Raw genomic sequence first — 17,197 nt, forward strand, 5'->3', positions numbered from 1 at the left:
CGTATTGAGCTAATAGTGCCCGAGATGTTGACCACTGTCTAGCCCGCTATCTAGGTTGAGCCTCACACCACCGGTTGGGAAAGTCGGACCGGTGGTGAACGCAACTGTCGGAAAGTTAACTCTCAATGAGGAGAAAAATAATGCACATCCGCACCCGCAGAACAGTGCTCGGTGGCGCCGCCGCCTTCACCGCTCTCGCACTCACGCTGACTGCCTGCAGCTCGAGCGATTCGACTGACCCCGCCGCAACGGGAGCTCCGGACGCATCGTCCTCTAACGCCGCTACTGGCGGTGCCGTATCAGGGCCCGCGCTGGTCTGGGCGATCGAGGATGCCTCCGTCAACGGAATCACCGAGGAGGCGATCACGTCGTTCAACGATGCCACGGGTTCGACCGTGAGTTTCGAGACGTTCGCCAATGACCCGTACAAGGAGAAGCTGCGCACCGGCATCGGCTCCAAGAACCAGCCCGATCTCTTTTATAACTGGGCCGGCGGCAACATTAGCCAGTACTCGGATGCCGGGCACGTCGCGGACCTGACCTCGTGGCTCGACGAGAACCCCGATTTCAAGAACAAGTTCCTCCCGTCCGTGCTCGACGTAGGCACCATTGACGGCAAGGTTTATGCGCTGCCGATGCAGGGCGTGCTGCCCGTAGTCATGTATGCCAACAAGGAAGTACTGTCCGACGCCGGCATCGACTCGATGGCGACCACGTGGGACGAACTCCTCACTCAGATCACCCAGCTCAAGGACTCCGGAGTGCAGCCGATCGCGCTCGCCGGCAACCAGTCCTGGACCGAGCTGATGTGGCTCGAGTACCTGCTCGACCGCGTTGGGGGACCGGAAAAGTTCCAGGCAATCGTCGACGGCGACCCTGGCGCATGGACCGATCCTGCAGTGATCGAGGCGCTCAGCATGATCCAGGACCTGGTCGACGCAGGCGCGTTCGGCACCAACTTCGCGTCCGTTGGTTACGACGACCAGGGAACCATCGCGTTGATGGCGGCAGGCAAGGTCGGCTACGACCTCATGGGCACTTGGCACATTGGAGCGCTCAAGGGCAACGGTTTCGAGGACTTCGCTGACTCGGGCAACCTCGAGTGGGGTCCCTTCGTGGCAGTAGAAGGCGGCGCCGGCGATCCCAACAACATTGTGGGCAACCCGTCGAACTACTACTCCGTGACGGAGAGCTCTCCCAACCAGGCCGTGGTCAAGGAGTTCATGCTCGACACGCTCACCAGTGACGCGTACGTCGACGCGCTCCTCGAGATTGGCCAGGTTCCCGCGGTAGCCGGAATCGAGTCAAAGCTCACCGACCCGTTCAACAAGTTCACGTACGAGCTTGTGGGCGACGCACCGACGTTCACGCAGTCCTGGGACCAGGCGCTCGACCCGGCCACCTCCGAGGCGCTGCTTCAGAACCTTTCGAAGGTCTTCTTGGGGCAGATGACTCCTGAGGAGTTCGGTCAGGCTATGGACGCGATCTAATGACCAGCCCGGCAACGGGACAGGGACGGCCCAGCTTTGTCTGGGCCGCCCCGGCGTTCCTCTTTTTCGCGTTCTTCGCGATCCTCCCGATGATCGTGGTGGTGTGGCTGTCGTTCACCTCGTGGGATGCGCTCTCCGCCCCCACCTGGATCGGACTAGATAACTGGGTAAAGCTTGGTAGCGATCCGATTCTGATGGAGTCGATCAAGATAACGCTCGCCCTGACGGTCTTTGGCTGGCTGATTCAGACGCTCATCGCGCTTCCACTCGGAGTGTGGCTCGCACGGCCCGGCCGCTCGCGCGCCACTGTGGGAGCGGTGCTCTTCATCCCACTCCTGATCTCATCGGCAGGCATCGGCGTTCTCTGGGGCATGCTCCTTGACCCCAACTTTGGAATGGCAGCAATCGTCGGACCGTGGATTGGCGTCCCGGATGGAAACTTCATCGGGGATCCCACCCTGGCCTTCTGGGTGGTCGTCTTTGTCGCCTCGTGGCAGTTTGTGCCCTTCCACGCGTTGCTCTACCAAGGTGCGACCAGGCAGATACCGGCTTCGCTCTACGAGGCCGCGCAACTGGACGGCGCCAACTACTTCCAACAGTTCAGGGCGATCACCATCCCGCAGCTCAAGCACACCATCGTCACGTCCTCCGTGCTGATGATCGTAGGGTCGCTCACGTTCTTCGACCTCGTGCTGATCCTCACCGATGGCGGGCCGGGTACTTCGACCACGACGCTCCCGCTGCACATGTATAAACAGGGCTTCCGCGCCTTCGACTTTGGGTACGCGTCGGTGCTTGCAGTGATCCTGCTGGTCCTCGGTACCACCGTGTCGGTAGTGCTGACACGATTTACCGGTTTTGCAAAAATGGAAAGCCAGAGGGACGGGGCATAATGACCACCGAAACGTCAACGAGTCACCCAGTTGGGCATGGTTCGCACGGGCAGGGCCCGGACGCTCCGCATCCCGCCAAGGCGCGAGCGAACAAGAAGCGCAACCGGCCCGCGTGGCTGACGGGATCGCTCGTCGCAGTGTGGACGATCGTCGTCGCCTTCCCGCTGTACTTCCTCGTCACCACGTCGTTAAGGCAGCAGGGCGGGTACATCGTCGATGGGCCGCTCGCGTTGCCTTGGCCCATCACCTTTCAGAACTATTTCGACGTGCTCAATTCGCAGTTCATGCGCTACTTCGTCAACAACATCATCGTGACGGTGGGCGCCGTCAGCCTTTCGGTGGTGTTCGCGCTGTTCGCGAGCTACGCGATCGTGCGCTCTAGGAGCAAGCTGCTTCGCAGGTTCTTCTACTTCATGCTGCTGGGGCTCGCCATCCCGGCGCAGGCCGTGATTATTCCGCTTTACCTGATCATCAACGAACTGCACCTTTATGACACGTTGTGGGCCATCATTCTGCCCGCCGCGGCATTCGGGTTGCCCCTCGCGATTTTGGTTCTGGTGGGCAGTCTGCGCGACATCCCAGGGGAGCTCTACGAGTCCATGGAACTCGACGGTGCTACGCCATGGGTCGCCTTCCGGCAGCTTGTCATCCCGCTCTCGCGCCCCGCCATCAGCACCGTGACGATCTACCTCGCGCTCGGAGCCTGGAACGGGTTCCTGTTCCCGCTGGTGCTTACTCAGAGCGAGGACGTACGCGTGCTGACCCTCGGCCTGTGGGACTTCCAGACCCAATTCGGAGTGAACATTCCCGGGCTCACGGCCGCAGTCACGTTGTCGCTGATACCCCTAGTGGTGCTCTACCTCTTTGGCCGCAAACAGCTGCTGTCCGGCCTCACCGCCGGTTTCAGCAAGTAGCCAACCTTGCCTTCTAAAATTTCGAGATACGACACAAAGGATTTCTCATGACTGACGTCGATGCCCTACCCAGCGTCGCGGCCAACCGCCTAGGCGGCCTCTACTCCCCAGCCGACAGGGACCGCGTCGCGGCGCTGATCGCCCAGATGACGGTCGAAGAGAAGCTCGCCCAGCTGTACGGCATGTGGCTGGGGGCTTCGGGCGAGAGCGGCGAGATGGTGGCGCCCATGATGGACGAGATGCTTGGGCATGTGCCGCCATTTGACGAGTTCGCCAAGGACGGGCTGGGTCAACTCACCCGCGTGTTCGGCACCCACCCGGTGGAGCCGGCCGCGGGCGCAAAGGCTCTCCTCGAGAGCCAGCGTTGGCTGAAAAACAACACCCGGCTCGGCATCCCCGCGCTGTCGCATGAGGAGTGCCTCACCGGCCTCGCTGCTTGGAAGGCCACCACGTTCCCCACGCCGCTCGCCTGGGGATCTTCCTTCGACCCCGAACTGGTGGGCCAGATGTCTACGGCCATCGGTGAATCGATGGCCAAGCTGGGTGTCCACCAGGGCCTCGCCCCAGTGCTGGACGTCATTCGCGATGCACGCTGGGGCCGAGTCGAGGAGTGCATCGGCGAGGATCCCTACTTGGTGGGCAGCATAGGCTCCGCGTATGTGAAGGGGCTGGAGGACGCCGGAATCATCGCTACCCTCAAGCACTTTGTGGGCTACTCCAACTCGCGCGCCGGGCGCAACCTCGCCCCCGTGCACGCCGGTCCGCGCGAGATTGCCGATGTGCTGCTGATCCCGTTCGAGATGGCGCTCCTCGACGCGGGCGCTCGCTCAGTCATGAATTCCTACGCGGAAATCGACGGAGTGCCGGTGGCGACCGACCCCAAGCTCCTGACCGACCTCTTACGCGATAAGTGGGGGTTCGAGGGCACCGTAGTAGCCGACTACTTCGCGTTCCAGTTCCTGCGCGATCTGCACGGGGTCGCGAGCGACCTTGCGGACGCGGGGCGCCAGGCCCTCACCGCAGGAATCGATGTCGAACTTCCCACCGGCCGCGCGCTGCGCCAACCGATGCTCGACGAGATCAACGGCGGGAAGATGGACATGTCGATCATCGACCGCGCGGTCGAGCGGGTCTTGCTCCAGAAGGCGAGCATCGGCCTGCTGGATGCCATGTTCCAGGATGACGCGCCCGTGGAAATCGACCTGGACCCACCGGAGCACCGTGCCATCGCCGCGCGGCTCGCGGAGGAGTCGGTGGTGTTGCTGGCGAACGACGGTAGCTTGCCGCTCCCGGCCGGCAGATCCATTGCGGTAGTGGGCCCCAACGCCGACCGCGCGCCGGCACTGTTCGGCTGCTACTCGTTCATCAACCACGTGCTGTCGCAGCACCCAGACACCGACCAGGGGATCGATGTCCCCACGGTCTTGGACGCGGTACGCGGCGAATTCTTGACGGACGCCACGGTTACCTACGCCGCCGGGTGCGCCGTGGATGACGCCGATACCTCGGGGTTTGCCGCCGCGGTTGAAGCCGCAGAGGCGGCCGATGTCGCCGTTGTGGTGGTGGGCGACCAGGCCGGATTGTTCGGCCGGGGAACCGTGGGCGAGGGGTGCGATCGCGACTCGCTCGAGTTGCCCGGGGTGCAACGTCAACTGGTCGAGGCGATCCTCGAGACCGGGACCCCCGTGGTGCTCGTGCTGGTCACGGGTAGGCCCTATGCGGTGGACTGGGCGCTTGACCGATGCGCGGCCGCAGTACAGGCATTCTTCCCGGGCGAGGAGGGGGCGGCCGCGATCGCGGGAGTACTCTCCGGACGAGTCAATCCATCGGGACGGCTGCCCGTCAGCCTGCCCCGCTCGGTGGGGGCGCAGCCTTACTCGTACTTGCACCCACCGCTGGGAGGCCAGAACAGCACCAGCAACCTGGACACCGCCCCGGCGCGTCCTTTCGGGTTCGGACTGTCCTATTCGGAGTTCGCCCACAGCGACCTGCGCGTCGCCGATGCAGAAGTCCAGTCCTCGGAGTCGATCGTCGCCACGGTGCGGGTCTCCAACACCGGAGACCGTGATGGCACCGACGTTGTTCAGCTGTACGGCCACGACGTGGTCGGGTCGGTGACGCGCCCCGTGGCTCAGCTGCTCGGATACGCGAGGGTCGACGTGGCCGCCGGTGCCAGCGTGGACGTGACCTTCACCGTGCCCACCACACGGCTGGCGTTCTCCGACCGCGAGTTGGTGCGCATCGTGGAGCCCGGGGCCGTCGACCTGTGGGTTGGCGACTGTGAGACGCGAGACACGCAGGCCTCCGTAGACATCGTGGGCGGCGTCCACGCGGTGAGCCTGAAGGACGAGCGCATCACGCGGGTCAAGATTGACCCGCAGGCCGACGCCAAGGCCTGAGCAACGCACGTTCGCCGCGCGGATTGAGAGTGAGGCCCTACCGGCCCAGCTCCTCCGCGCGGCGAATGAACGTCGCCATGCCGGGCACAGTGAACGCGATCTGCCCGCGCTTGGGGGAGAACACGATTCCCTTAGCCACCAGCCGGCCGCGAATCGCGCTGAGCGCCTCTTGCGTCCGGCCCAGCCGCTCGGCCACCTCGCGCGCGGCCGACGGGCCATCGCCGTCGGTTGCCATCGCGGTCAGGTAGCGCTGCTCCGCCGAGGTGGCGCGGTCCCATCGGGCCAGGAAGAAGCCCTGGTCCAGCTCCTCGAAGCCTATTGACTTGGCCACCTTCGCGTCGGCCTCATCGATGGGGGAGAAGGCGGCCACGTCCCACGCGGCCTTGCCGAAGACCTGGATGAAGTACGGGTAGCCGGCGGCGATGGGCTCCAGCACGTCGAGTGCCTCGGCGGTCCAGGCCTCCCCGAGGCTCTCAACGGGTTCGACGAGCGCGCGTCGCGTGGCGGCGGCGTCCAGCGGGCCCAGGCTGCGGTAGTCGAACATGCGCTCCGCGTAGGACCGCGCGGTGCCGAGGATCCGCGGCAGCGACGGCAGGCCGGCGCCGCACACCAGCAGCGGCAGGTTCTCGAGATTCGCGTCCTGGACCGCGCGCAGCAGCGCGTTCAGCTCCTCGCCGGTGAGGTCCTGCATCTCGTCGACGGCGACCATGATGCCGGCCTTGTGTTCCGCCTGCGCCTGCGCGATAGTCACCAGCAGGTCTGGCAGGTCGAGCGTCACCTTGCCCGTGTAGGGGCGCCGGTACTGGGGGTCGATTTCCAGCCCGAACGACACCTCCTCGAGGCCCACCGCTAGGCGAAACGACGTGAACGCGCCCAGCGCGGCGCGGGCCCGCTCGGACATGCTGGGCTTGACCAGGATCCGCAGCTGGATGGACAGCCGGTCCGCGAGGCGCTCGATGAACGAGCTGGACGCGCTGGGGTCGGACTCGACGCGCAGCGCCATCCACCCGTGCTGCGCTGCAATGGACGTGAACTGGCCCAGCAAGACGGTCTTGCCGGTGCCCCGTAGCCCGTACGCGACGATTCCCCGCGCGCCCCTGCCCAGGGAGAGGCGCTCGACGGCCGCCGTGCACGCCGCGAGTTCCTCGTCGCGGCCCACCAGCGCGAATGGCGGATTTCCGGCGCCCGGATTGAAGGGGTTCGTATTTGCGTGCATGGCTCACACTGTACGTCTCTATGCTGACACGCGCATAGGTGACGCCAGAACGAGCCGGTCCCACGCATCGGCCGATGCTTAGGTCACCCGGGCAGCGGGGGTTCGGCGGGGCGCCGGGTATGCAAAACTTGCTAGATGATCACCGTCTCCGTTCCCGATTCCGCCGTAGCCGATGCGATTGGCGACCTGGGCGACGACGCCCGCCTCGTCGTGTGGGACCCGCAACAGGGCGACGCGCCCGAGGACGAGCGGGAGCGCATCAACATCGTGTGCATCCCACACCTGTCGGGCGGTCGCGCCGTCTACGAACGGATCGGCGCTTGCCCCAATCTCGCCGTGATTCAGATCCCCTCCGCGGGGTACGAGCACGCGGCGCCCTTCGTGCCGGAGGGCATCGCCCTCGCGAACGCCAGGGGAGTGCACGACACCCGCACCGCCGAGTTCGCCATCACGCTGGCGCTCGCGAGCCAGCGGGGCCTGCCGCACGTATTCGACGCGCAGCGCCGCGGAAAGTGGGAGCCGTACGTCCTCAGCCCGTCGCTCGCCGACCGCAAGACGCTCGTCGTGGGCTATGGCAGCATCGGCGCGGCGATCGGTTCGCGCCTGCGCGCCATGGAGGCGGAGGTCGAGGGAGTGGCGACTACGGCGCGCACGGCGGACGACGGCACCGTGGTGCACGCGATCGCGGACATCCATTCCGTGCTGCCCGGCGCGGAGGTCGTCTTCGTGGTGACTCCGCACAACGCGGCCACGGACAAGCTTGTCGATGCGAAGTTCCTGGCAGCGATGCCCGACGACGCGCTGCTGATCAACGTGGGTCGCGGCGCGTGCGTCGACACCGACGCGTTGGTGGCGGAGCTCGAGTCCGGGCGCCTACGGGCGGGACTCGACGTCACCGATCCCGAGCCGCTTCCGGAGGGGCACCCGCTGTGGACCGCGCCGGGAGTGATCATCGCGCCCCACATTGCGGGCTTCAACCAGCTCACCGACCGTCGCTACGCGAACCTGGTGCGTGCGCAAGTGAAGGCACTCGTCGCGGGCGAGGAATCCGTCAACGTCGTGATGGTCGGCGGTCAGCCCTAACAGGCGGGAGCGCATTGCGGCCTTGTGCCGCGACCCTTCCGACTTTCGTTGAGCCTCGGGTAAGGGGGCTAGCCAGATCCTCGACGGTCGTCTAGGGTGTGAGGTAATCCACACGAACGACCCGGATAAGGCAATCCGCTGGGTCGTTTTTGTGCGTAACTCACTTGCTCAGAAGGGCCACCATTAAAATGCTTGATTCAAATCTGTTTCCGCGCGCCGGCTTCCGAGGGGGTCTACGAGGTGCAGTAGGCGCTTCCGTGCTCGCCTTGGTGATGACAGCAGGTGTAGCTTCCACGTCTTCCGCGGCGGACGAGGAATGGGTAAACCCCTTGGCGGCTCTCACTGGCGGATTCACGGTGTTGAGCTACGGCGACACGGTTCTTGGGAACGCGGAACTTGAGGGCAGCCTGGCGGTCTTCGGTTCGGTGCGGTCCGTGGGCTCGTACCCCATTGTCCACACCACCGGTTTGACGCCAAGCGGGTACTCGATTCCGGTAATCGATGGAGTTCCCACTCGGCTATTGGCGGGCTCTCTTGAGACCGCAGCCAGTGGCGGCCTGATCGACGTCTCGTCGAGAAATTGGGTGGAGGAGGCGCAGAAGGGCTTCGTTAAGCTGTCTGACGTTTCCAATATTCAAATCTATCCGCGCGGAACTAGCGCCATTCAGATCACTGAGGCTGGCAAGGGCCCGGACATTACGCCCGCAATCTTCGTCACGGACGACGTCGCACAGCCTGCGGACGAGGTTGCATCGGTCAGCGACATTGCGACCTATTTCGAGGCGGTTGAAGCCGATGCCATTGAACTTAATACAGCGTTGAGGGACAAGGACTTCCTTAACGCGAACCCCGTCAGCTTGGTAGGCGGGGCGTCCGTCGACAAGCGCGAGATCACTCTGGTCGCCGGCAAAGCCAATGTGCTCACGCTTGATCCGACGGCCGATAACAACTTCAAAATAGTCTTCAGCGATGATTCGGCTCCGCTTGGGTCCGACACCACACTCATCGTAAACGTGCTGGTCTCTGACGGCGTGTCGGTATCGTTGCCCTCGTTTGAAATCGCGAGCAACACTAGTGCAGACGCGCCTAACCCTGTGGCACCGTACGTGTTGTACAACATTCACTCCGAAGGGGACGGGATCTCTTACACGCTGACTGGCACCAAGGTCTCCGGAAGCATTCTTGCCCCCCAGGACAACACGCTGACTCTTAACGCGGGCAGCCCGGTTGAGGGTCAGATCGTCGCCGGGAACTTGATCACTGCAGGCGGTGAGATTCACGCGTATGGTTTCGCTGGCTCGCTCGCATTCGCGGCGGAAGAAGACTCGGAAGAGGGCGACGGTGGCGGTAGCGACACTGGCAGCGGCGACGACTCCGGTAGCGGTAGCGACTCCGGTAGCGGTAGCGACTCCGGTAGCGGTAGCGACTCCGGTAGCGGTAGCGACTCCGGTAGCGGTAGCGACTCCGGTAGCGATGACGAGGGCACCGCGGGTACTGATGATGCCGACGCAGTTGACGACAGCGACACCAGTAGTGCCGACTCGGATGCACTTAGCGACAGCGACAGCGCGGCTGCAGTGACGAGTACCACAGGTGAGTCCTACGATGAGAGCGGCGCCGAGCTGTCTCAGACGGGTCTCGGCGGAGGGCTGACCCTCGCCGCGCTCGCAGCGGGAATGCTCGTCGCGGGAGCAGTTGTGACCGTGGGGGCGAGCGCTATCCGCCGCAGGAGCGGCCAAAGCCGAGCAGCACTCTAGGCGCGGGAGCCGAGACGCACCGGCGACTGCGGGCCGAGGTCCGCTAGTACTCGCTCAGCAATATCATCCGCCCGCTTCATTCCGATCGCGGCGAGTGAAAGTCTCGTGAGGTGCAAGGGGGAGCGGTCTCCCCCGCGGGGGGATCGTTCGCTTGTGATGATCCCCCCGACAGTCGCGGCAAGTAAGTACTCGGAAGCAGTAAGTGGATCTGTGTACGGTTCCAAGTCGCCTTGATCGTGAGCGCCGGTCAATAGTGCGGTGACGTGGGAATTCCACGTATGCGCTAGTTGAATGACTTCTTGGGGCGGGATTGCTCGGTCGAGGTATAGCGCTGATCCCGCGCGCACTACATCGTGCTCGCTTACCGTTGCGCCAAGGTGGACGAAGAACGCGACAAGGCCAACCGCCGCCGACTCTGGGTATTGGGTGCGTGCACGGGAGTAGGCCTGGTCAATCGCGTCCTTTAGGCTTTGGATGAGGTGGGTCGCGAGTAGATGTTTGGTCGGGAAGTGGTAGCTCAGCGCACCCTTTGAGAGCCCCAGTCGGAGCGCGATCGCGGATAGCGAGGCCTCGGCATAGCCGTGGTCAAGGATCTCGAGCGCAGCAGCATCGAGAATTGCCCCACGGTTGTGAGCGGCGCGTGTCATCGTGCCTCCTAAGGCCCTATTTTCGTCATGGGCCGAGCGTACTGGGGGCACCCACCTACCGGCAAGAGTGCCTTTTTGGACACGCTGGACTATTGCCGGCACGAGAGTCTATGGTTTTGACGCGGCGCAAGCGAATCACCGGTTATCAAGGTCGTCCTAGTGGCTGGCGAGAGACTCCTCGCGCAGCTCGATCCACGCATGGATGATCGACTCGAGCTCGTCCCGACGCTCCTCGGCCTCTGCGATTGATACGAATTTCATGGCGCGTGCCTCAGTTCCCTGTCCCTGCAGATGCGGATAGTCGCCCGGAATCAGGGCGCCCTGGTGGAACATCAGCGTCGCGTGATTCATGGATTTTGGGTAGAAGCTCGCGAGGTTGCCCTCGTACACAAAGGTGGGGGCCTGCCACTTCACGCACTCGCTGATGCGGTCGTCGGTAGCGAGGATGATGTGACGGATCCGCTGGACGACTTCCTTCAAGGGATTGTCGTAGCCAGCCATCCAAACGTCGACCGGGTTGTGTGACATACGTCACACCATACGCTCACGGCTGTGGAATTTCCCGACTTAGGGGCGCGACAGCCTCAGCGTGTCGAGGGTGACCGCCCGCTCGACGGCGTGGTCGACGATGGGGGCGGGATAGGCGGGCGTGTCGAGGTCCGGCAGCCATCGGCGCACGTATTCGCGCTCCGCGTCGAACTTCTGAAGCTGTGTGGTGGGGTTGAAGACCCGAAAGAACGGCGAGGCATCGCGCCCCGTGCCGGCCACCCATTGCCAGTTGAGTTGGTTCTGGGCGTGGTCGTAGTCCAGCAGCGTGCGCCGGAAGTAGTCCGCGCCACGCTGCCACGGCAGGTGGAGGTCTTTGATCAGGAAGCTGGCGACCACCATCCGCACCCGGTTGTGCATGGTTCCCGTCGCGGCGAGTTCGCGCATCCCGGCGTCGACCAGCGGGTATCCGGTCAGCCCCTCCCGCCAGGCGACGAAGGCCGCATCGGCCTCCTTGCCGGTATTCCACGCGTCCTGGGAGAGCACCGGCTTGATGGACTCGCGCCGCGCGGACGGGTAGTTCCACAGCACGTCCGCGTGAAAATCGCGCCAGGCTATCTCCGACTCAAAGACGCGCGCCGATGCGCTGGGGTCATGCGCGGCCCAGCCCAGCACCGTGCGCGGGTGGATCTGCCCAAAGGCGAGCGGCACGGAAAGGTTGGAGGTGCCGTCCGCGGCGGGGAGGTCGCGGGTGGCGTCGTAGTCCCCCAGCGCGGAGTCGATGAAGGCACCGGCGTCAGCGAGCACGCGGTCCTCGCGGAACTCGCGCCGCGGGGTGACGGGGTCGGTCGTATCCCCGTGCGCCGCGTACAGGTCGAGGCCAACGTCCGATGCGGTCGGCACGAATGCAGTGGCGTCGGCCGTCTCGGCTGCAGCGTCCCAGCCGTGCTGGCGCCAGGCGTTGCGAAACGGGGTAAAGACCTTGTATTCGGTGCCGTCCGCCTTGGTGATCGTCCCCGGCTCAACCGCGTAGGGCGAGCCTTCGAGTCGCAGCGCGCGCCCGTCGGACTCGAGGGCCTCGCGGACCGACTCCTGCTCGACGATGCCGGCGGGCGAGAACTCCCGCGCGGCCCAGACCACGGGGGCGTCGTGCTCGCGCGCGGCGGCGAGGACCGCATCGGCCGCGGGTGCCCTCTTGATTCCCAGGCGCCCGCCGGTGTCCTGGTCGAGGCTCCACAGCACGCGGGCCAGGTGCGCGACGCGGCGTCCCGACCAGAAGTGCAGCGCGGGCACCCACGCGAAGACCGCGGCGGCCGGCCCACTCGCCTGCGCTCGCAGCAGCGCGGGGTTGTCGCTTAGCCGCGCGTCGCGGCGCACCCACCAGACCTCTGTCATGGGGCCATTCTCCCGGCTACCTGGGAGTGGGGTGTTGCCCGCGGGGTGGGGGAGTCGGCATCGGCTGTCATGCGTAGTTCAACCGCGGAGCGGGCGCGTCTGTTCCCTCGCTCGACGTAAAGCCGGGTGAGTTCAGGCGGGCAAGTGGATCACTTGCCCGCCCGAACGGCCGTCAATCACACTCAGACGGACAAGTGCGGCGGTGAACCGTCTGAATGCGCCTGCTGGGGACGTTGAGTTAGGCGTTGACGCTCTCGTGCGTGTGCAGCTCGACGTGGGCGACCGTGGCGGCCACGAAGCCCTCGAGCAGAGCGAGGGTCGCGGGGTTGTTGACCTCGCCGTTGGCGCCAAAGTCGTCCGGGCTGAACTTGAGGAAGACCTCGGGCTGACCCAGCGTGGGTGCGTTGAGGTGTCCGAGGATCGCGCGCAGGTGCTGCTGCGCGGCCGCGGTGCCGATGGCGCCTACGGATGCGCCGGCAATGGCGACGGGCTTGCCGTTGAACGAGTTGGTGCCCCACGGGCGTGACGCGAAGTCGATCGCGTTCTTAAGTGCGCCGGGGATCGAGCGCAGGTACTCGGGGGTGAGGATGACGACGCCGTCGACGTCCTCGATGGCCTGCTTCCACTCGCGGGCCGCGACGGGGTAGTCCGCGTCGAGGTCGTAGGAGTACTGCGGGAGCTCCGAGTAGTTCAGTTCCACGAACTCGACACCCTCGGGGGCGAGGGACGCGATGGCCTGGCCGACCTGGCGGTTGATGGAGCCTGCGGCTAGCGAGCCGATGATGTATCCGATGCGGGTCATGATGTGTCTTCCTAACGTTTAGGGGGGAGCGGCGACTTTCTCAGCCGCTGCCACGTGTAACGCTGGGTGACGTATCAACTATTCCCGAATCGCCCAAGCTTTTCTCAACTCGCCGGCGGCCCCTCACAAACCGTGGGCGTAGTGCTCCATCGCGTCGCGCAGGAACTGCGCCGTGCCCGCGCCGTACTTGTCGTAGCTGGCGCGGAAGCGCTCGTCGTCCACGTACATCTGCGCCAGGCCAGCGTAGGACTCGGCGTTGGGGGTCCACAGCCGGCTGACCCACGCGAAGTGCCGCGCGACTGTGTCTTGGGCCGATGCGTCGGTGGGGTCGGCGCCGGACGCCGCCAACCGCGCGATCTCCATCGAGATGGATTCGTGCTCGGCGAGGTGATCGCTCTGCGCGTCCGCGCCCAGGTCGCGCCACTGCGTGTACGCGCGGTCCACCACGGGGGCACCCCAGCGCTCGCGGGCCTCGGGGGCGTACTTATGGTGGTTGAAACCCTCGAGGATCTGGTCGGAGGTCATGGCTGCTCCCTGCTCTAGTGAGGTGATGGTGCGCTCGACGGTGGCGGCCAGGGTCGCGAACCGGTCTCGCTCGCTCTCGAGCGCGCGCCGATGCTCGCGCAGCAGGGAGATCGTGGTCGCGTCGTCGTCCGTGTCGACGATGCTCTGGATGGTGGGCAACGGGGTTCCCAGTTCGCGCAACACCAGAATGTGTTGCAGGCGCAGGATCTCCGGCTGGCCGTAGTGGCGGCGCCCGTCCTGCCCGGTGCGGGCGGGCCGGAGCAGGCCGATCGCGTCGTAGTGGCGCAGGGTCCGGCTCGTGACCCCGCTCATCCGCGACAGGGCGGAGATGTCGTGTGTGGTGCTCATGAGGACAGCCTAGAAGTTGACGCCGCGTCAATGTCAACCCCGCGCCCTCCGCGAGTTTCCCGCGTGGCGGGCCACGGCATCGGCCGCCCGCCTGCGAGTTCCGCGCCCGCGCCCCGCGCGGAAGTCCTAAACTCGCTTGCATGACTGAATTCGACATTAAGCCCCGCTCACGCACGGTCACCGATGGCATCGAGGCCACCGCATCGCGCGGCATGCTCCGCGCAGTAGGAATGGGCGACGACGACTTCGCCAAGCCGCAGATCGGCATCGCGAGCTCGTGGAACGAGATCACCCCCTGCAACCTCTCGCTGCAGCGCCTCGCGCAGGCGTCCAAGGAGGGCGTGCACGCCGGGGGCGGCTACCCGCTCGAGTTCGGCACCATCTCCGTGTCAGACGGCATCTCCATGGGCCACGAGGGAATGCACTACTCGCTGGTGTCGCGCGACATCATCGCCGACTCCGTTGAGGTGGTCATGCAGGCCGAGCGACTGGACGGCTCCGTGCTGCTCGCCGGCTGCGACAAGTCGCTTCCCGGCATGCTGATGGCCGCCGCGCGCCTGGACCTGGCCTCGGTGTTCCTCTACGCGGGCTCGATCATGCCAGGCCACGTCACGCTGGAGGATGGTACCTCCAAGGACGTCACCATCATCGACGCGTTCGAGGCCGTGGGCGCGTGCGCCGCGGGACTCATGTCTGAGGCTGACCGCCTGGCGATTGAGAAGGCGATCTGCCCCGGCGAGGGCGCGTGTGGCGGAATGTTTACCGCCAACACCATGGCGTCCGTTGGAGAGGCGCTCGGAATGTCGATTCCCGGCTCCGCCTCGCCGCCCAGCCCCGACCGTCGCCGCGACATGTACGCGCACAAGTCCGGCGAGGCCGTGGTCAACATGCTGCGCCAGGGCATCACCGCGCGCGACATCATGACCAAGCCTGCCTTTGAGAACGCGATCGCCGTAGTGATGGCGTTCGGCGGATCCACCAACGCCGTGCTGCACCTGCTCGCGATCGCCAAGGAGGCCGACGTCGACCTCACGCTGGCCGACTTCTCGCGCATCGCGGACCAGGTCCCGCACCTGGGCGACCTCAAGCCCTTCGGCCAGTTCGTCATGAACGACGTTGACCGCGTGGGCGGCGTGCCCGCCGTCATGAACACGCTGCTCGAGGCCGGCATGATGAACGGCGACGTGATGACCGTGACCGGCAAGACCTTGGCCGAGAACATGGAAGACCTCAAGCCCAACAAGATCGACGGCCGTGTGGTCCGCGCGCTGAACAACCCCATCCACAAGTCGGGCGGCATCACCATCCTGCACGGCTCGTTGGCTCCCGACGGAGCCGTCGTGAAGTCGGCCGGTTTCGACACCGACGTGTTCGAGGGAACCGCGCGGGTCTTCGAGGGCGAGCGCAAGGCGCTGGACGCACTGACGGCCGGCGAGATTGTCGCCGGCGACGTGGTCGTCATTCGCTACGAGGGCCCCAAGGGCGGCCCGGGTATGCGCGAGATGCTCGCCATCACCGCCGCCATCAAGGGCGCTGGCCTGGGCAAGGACGTACTGCTGCTCACCGACGGCCGCTTCTCCGGCGGCACGACCGGCCTGTGCGTCGGTCACGTGGCCCCCGAGGCGGTCGACGCCGGCCCCATCGCGTTCGTCAAGGACGGCGACAAGATCACGCTCGACGTCGCGAACAAGTCGCTCGACCTGCACGTGGATGAGGCGGAACTCGCGGCGCGCGCCGTTGGCTTCGAGCCCCCCGCTCCCAAGTACACCCGCGGCGTGCTCGCGAAGTACGCGAAGCTCGTGGGCTCGGCGTCCACCGGGGCAGTGGTTGGGTACTGACGCTTCGACGCCTAGTCCCTACGAGTCCTGGGACGACCACGCGGAGAAGGAGAGTGGCCGGTACACGCCAATCACCGGGATTCCGCGCTGGTTGTTCTGGGCGGTTCCCTTTGGGCTGATCGTCCTGATCGTGGCGGCGGGTTTCCTTGCGGGTGTCGTGACGAGCGTGGACGGCGGGCCCGGTTTCGCGACGCCCAGCCCGCGCGCTCCGGCGCAGTAGCGCCACCGTTCGGGCCGGTCACCCCGCGAATTCGGGGTGTGAGATGCCGGATTCGCTGGGGCGCCGTGCGCCTGGGAGTTTTCTGGGAATCAAGCCGATTTTGCCGCATCCGGCCGCCACGCTATCTAGCCTTGTGCGTAAGAGGCCGGCGACACCCGCCGACTCAGAACCGCTCTAAGGCAGGCAAACAATGCGCAAGAACCAAGTCCCCCTGACGCGACGGGCGACGCCCGTCGGCCTCGCCGCCGTCGCCGCGTTGGCCCTCATGCTGAGCGCCTGTAGCGCCGCCGGCGACGACGAGGCGAGCTCGACCGCGACGGCCGTCGTGGAATCCTCGACCCCCGCCGCCACGGCCGATGAGTTGAGCCCCAGCGCCTCGGCCGTCGCGTCGAGCGCCTCGTACGGCCCGACCACGGGCGACTGCGAGGCCACGGCCGCGACGTTCCGCGACGTGGAGTCCGCGAACGCAGACCTCGACGACCCGGAGCTGAGCGCGGTCTGCGACGGCGACAGCATCGTCGTGACGAGCAACTCGATTCCCGACTACGTATACGTCGCGACCACCCCGGGTTCCCCGAACGCCGTCGAGGCGACCTACGTGCTCCCCGCGACCCCCGTGCCGGCGGCGGACCCCAGCCCCGACGACGTCCCGTTGCTGGGTGCCGTGGCTGTCGCGATCGACGGTGTCGCCATGTACGGCCCCACGGAGGGCACCGGCGGCGACGTGCTGTCACTGGAGGGCGCGATCTCCGAGTGCGGAAGCCACAACGGCCCCGTGGACTTCCACGCGCACCTGTTTGGCTGGGCCGAGGACGTGGACTGCCTGTATAGCGCCGACGAGGTGAACTCGGGGGAGCCGATCCTGGTGGGATGGGCCGCGGACGGGTACCCGATCATGTCGGGCCTGGTGTGCGAGGACGACGACTGCTCGTCGATGACCCAGCTCGAGAGCAGCTGGGAGCTCACCGACGAGACCGCCTTCGCCACGGACACCTGGGCGGCGCACACCTACGTCGAGGGCTTGGGCGACCTCGACCAGTGCAACGGTCGCGTGGACGAGGACGGCCAGTACCGGTACTACACCACCGAGACCTTCCCATACTTCATCGGCTGCTACTACGGAGAGGTGTCGGACGATGCCATCGCGGCGGGTGGCGACGCTGGCGGCCCGGGTGGGCCGTGAC

Annotated in this window: 15 protein-coding genes; 9 read left to right on the forward strand and 6 right to left on the reverse strand. The window is 65.7% G+C overall.

Annotated features, from left to right (window positions below):
* Positions 1-140 precede the first annotated feature (140 nt).
* From ACQU6B_RS03730 to ACQU6B_RS03745, 4 genes are read left to right on the forward strand one after another with little or no spacing between them, the layout of a single operon-like run.
* Positions 141-1,490, forward strand: coding sequence for an extracellular solute-binding protein (locus ACQU6B_RS03730; protein ID WP_430868705.1), 1,350 nt, complete (start codon positions 141-143; stop codon positions 1,488-1,490).
* Entirely contained in the window at positions 1,490-2,383 is an 894-nt protein-coding gene (locus ACQU6B_RS03735; RefSeq protein ID WP_430868706.1) for a carbohydrate ABC transporter permease, read from the forward strand. Before ACQU6B_RS03730 ends, ACQU6B_RS03735 begins: the two co-directional genes overlap by 1 nt.
* Positions 2,383-3,297 (forward strand): carbohydrate ABC transporter permease, encoded by a 915-nt coding sequence (locus tag ACQU6B_RS03740; RefSeq protein ID WP_430868707.1) that lies wholly within the window; start codon positions 2,383-2,385, stop codon positions 3,295-3,297. The genes ACQU6B_RS03735 and ACQU6B_RS03740 overlap by 1 nt, the downstream gene beginning before the upstream one ends.
* A gap of 47 nt (positions 3,298-3,344) precedes the next feature.
* Positions 3,345-5,696, forward strand: coding sequence for a glycoside hydrolase family 3 N-terminal domain-containing protein (locus tag ACQU6B_RS03745; protein ID WP_430868708.1), 2,352 nt, complete (start codon positions 3,345-3,347; stop codon positions 5,694-5,696).
* 37 nt (positions 5,697-5,733) lie between these two features.
* Here ACQU6B_RS03745 and ACQU6B_RS03750 read toward each other — a convergent pair whose 3' ends face one another.
* Positions 5,734-6,912, reverse strand: coding sequence for an ATP-binding protein (locus ACQU6B_RS03750; protein WP_430868709.1), 1,179 nt, complete (start codon positions 6,910-6,912; stop codon positions 5,734-5,736).
* A 135-nt stretch (positions 6,913-7,047) separates the two neighbouring features.
* Between ACQU6B_RS03750 and ACQU6B_RS03755 the strand changes: the two genes are divergently transcribed.
* On the forward strand, positions 7,048-7,995 hold the full coding sequence (locus tag ACQU6B_RS03755; RefSeq protein WP_430868710.1) for a 2-hydroxyacid dehydrogenase: 948 nt from the start codon (positions 7,048-7,050) through the stop codon (positions 7,993-7,995).
* 272 nt (positions 7,996-8,267) lie between these two features.
* On the forward strand, positions 8,268-9,752 hold the full coding sequence (locus ACQU6B_RS03760) for a collagen-binding domain-containing protein (RefSeq protein ID WP_430868711.1): 1,485 nt from the start codon (positions 8,268-8,270) through the stop codon (positions 9,750-9,752).
* Here the strand turns inward: ACQU6B_RS03760 and ACQU6B_RS03765 are convergent.
* The 5 genes from ACQU6B_RS03765 to ACQU6B_RS03785 all read right to left on the reverse strand — a co-directional run bounded on the left by ACQU6B_RS03765 (position 9,749) and on the right by ACQU6B_RS03785 (position 13,955).
* A complete protein-coding gene (locus ACQU6B_RS03765) occupies positions 9,749-10,399 on the reverse strand; it encodes a TetR family transcriptional regulator (RefSeq protein WP_430868712.1) in 651 nt (216 codons plus the stop codon). The two genes, ACQU6B_RS03760 and ACQU6B_RS03765, sit on opposite strands and share 4 nt — an antisense overlap.
* A gap of 156 nt (positions 10,400-10,555) precedes the next feature.
* The gene (locus tag ACQU6B_RS03770) at positions 10,556-10,927 is read right to left on the reverse strand and encodes a DUF1801 domain-containing protein (RefSeq protein WP_430868713.1); all 372 of its coding nucleotides are present in this window, start codon (positions 10,925-10,927) and stop codon (positions 10,556-10,558) included.
* 39 nt (positions 10,928-10,966) lie between these two features.
* Positions 10,967-12,280, reverse strand: a complete 1,314-nt coding sequence (locus ACQU6B_RS03775) for a cryptochrome/photolyase family protein (RefSeq protein ID WP_430868714.1) — start codon at positions 12,278-12,280, stop codon at positions 10,967-10,969.
* A 238-nt stretch (positions 12,281-12,518) separates the two neighbouring features.
* The gene (locus tag ACQU6B_RS03780) at positions 12,519-13,082 is read right to left on the reverse strand and encodes an NADPH-dependent FMN reductase (protein WP_430868715.1); all 564 of its coding nucleotides are present in this window, start codon (positions 13,080-13,082) and stop codon (positions 12,519-12,521) included.
* Positions 13,083-13,205: 123 nt separating this feature from the next.
* Positions 13,206-13,955 carry a MerR family transcriptional regulator gene (locus ACQU6B_RS03785; protein ID WP_430868716.1) on the reverse strand — a complete coding sequence of 250 codons (750 nt, stop codon included), beginning with the start codon at positions 13,953-13,955 and terminating at the stop codon, positions 13,206-13,208.
* A 140-nt stretch (positions 13,956-14,095) separates the two neighbouring features.
* On the opposite strand from ACQU6B_RS03785, the gene ilvD reads away from it, so the two are divergent.
* The 3 genes from ilvD (at position 14,096) to ACQU6B_RS03800 (ending at position 17,196) form a co-directional block, all read left to right on the forward strand.
* On the forward strand, positions 14,096-15,793 hold the full coding sequence (ilvD, locus tag ACQU6B_RS03790) for a dihydroxy-acid dehydratase (protein WP_430868717.1): 1,698 nt from the start codon (positions 14,096-14,098) through the stop codon (positions 15,791-15,793).
* Positions 15,783-16,013, forward strand: coding sequence for a hypothetical protein (locus ACQU6B_RS03795; protein WP_430868718.1), 231 nt, complete (start codon positions 15,783-15,785; stop codon positions 16,011-16,013). The genes ilvD and ACQU6B_RS03795 overlap by 11 nt, the downstream gene beginning before the upstream one ends.
* 190 nt (positions 16,014-16,203) lie before the next feature.
* On the forward strand, positions 16,204-17,196 hold the full coding sequence (locus tag ACQU6B_RS03800; RefSeq protein ID WP_430868719.1) for a YHYH protein: 993 nt from the start codon (positions 16,204-16,206) through the stop codon (positions 17,194-17,196).
* The last annotated feature ends 1 nt before the right edge of the window (position 17,197 follow it).

The organism is Demequina aurantiaca (assembly GCF_050598105.1).
GTDB lineage: Bacteria > Actinomycetota > Actinomycetes > Actinomycetales > Demequinaceae > Demequina > Demequina aurantiaca_A.